Consider the following 1,488-nt stretch of genomic DNA (forward strand, 5'->3'; position numbering starts at 1 on the left):
ATGACAACCCACATCAATGATTTTTTACAAGAAAGCGTTACTAAATTTGGAAATAAAAATGCTTTTGTTGAGTTTAATGGCAAAAGTATAAGCTATAAAGACTTTGATGATTTAAGTAAAAAAATAGCAAGTAAAATTCTTTCTAAACTTCCTACAAAAAGCATACAAGAGCCTATACTAATCATACTTCCTAAAGGGATTGATTGTTTGCTTTCTTTTTTTGGTGTAGCAAAAAGTGGGAATTTTTATACGCTTTTAGATGAAAAAAGCCCCAAAGAGCGTGTAGAAAAAGTCATAGAAGTTTTAAAACCAAAGCTTTTAATCACTTCTAAAAAATTAAATTTGGATTTTAATCTTGATACCATTTTCACAGAAGATTTTGAAAGCTTTGATATAAATGAAAATGCTTTAGAAAAAGCTCTAAATGCTCATATAGATACAAACTTACTTTATGTATTTTTTACAAGTGGAAGCACAGGGGTGCCAAAAGGAGTAAGTATAAGCCATAAAAGTGTGATTGATTATACTTTTTGGGTGTGTGGGACCTTTAAACTAAGCCATGATGATATACTTGCGAATCAAGCACCGTTTTACTTTGATAATAGTATATTAGATATATTTAGCTCTGTTAAAATGGGCGCTACGCTTCACATCATTCCTAATCATCTTTTTGCTTTTCCAAATAAAATTTTAGAGTATTTAGAGCAAGAAAAAATTACCATGATTTTTTGGGTGCCTTCTGTGCTAATTTATTTTGCCAATACCAACGCTCTTGATACCTTCAAGCTAAAATGTTTAAATAAAGTTCTCTTTTGTGGTGAAATCATGCCAAATAAACAACTCAACATTTGGCGCAAGCGCCTTCCTAAAACTTTATTTGCCAATCTTTATGGACCTACTGAAATCACCGATGTGTGCTCTTTTTACATAGTGGATAGGCAATTTAGCGATGATGAACTTTTACCTATAGGTAAAGCTTGTAAAAACACCCAGCTTCTAGTCTTTGATGAGGATTTAAATTTGATTACTCCAAGTCAAGTAGGAATCAAAGGCGAACTCTATGTAAGAGGAACTTGTCTTTCTTTAGGGTATTACAATGATAAAGAAAAAACAAAGCAAGCTTTTGTGCAAAATCCTTTGCACGATAACTACTTAGACTTGCTTTATAAAACAGGCGATGTGGTAGCTTATAATGAATTTGGTGAGCTTTTATGCTATGGTAGAATAGATCATCAAATCAAATACATGGGACACCGTATAGAACTTGGAGAGATAGAAAGTATTATAAATTCTCACGAGAATGTAAGAAATTGTGCTTGTATTTTTAAAGAAGAAATTATTTGTTTTTATGAAAGCAAGGAAGAATTAGATCTTAAAAACTTTTTAAAAGATAAACTTCCTGCTTATATGATACCTAAGAAATTTATTAAAGTAGAACAATTTGCTTTAAATGCAAACGGAAAGATTGATAGGAAGGTTTTGAGTGGA

At 31.2% G+C, this 1,488-nt stretch carries 1 protein-coding gene; it reads left to right on the plus strand.

The window, feature by feature from the left end; translation table 11 throughout:
• A partial coding sequence (locus CKA54_RS07575) for an amino acid adenylation domain-containing protein (protein WP_120760938.1) occupies positions 1–1,488 on the plus strand: 1,488 nt, incomplete at both ends.

Origin of the sequence: Campylobacter sp. P255 (assembly GCF_003627915.1) — a bacterium.
Lineage (GTDB): Bacteria > Campylobacterota > Campylobacteria > Campylobacterales > Campylobacteraceae > Campylobacter_D.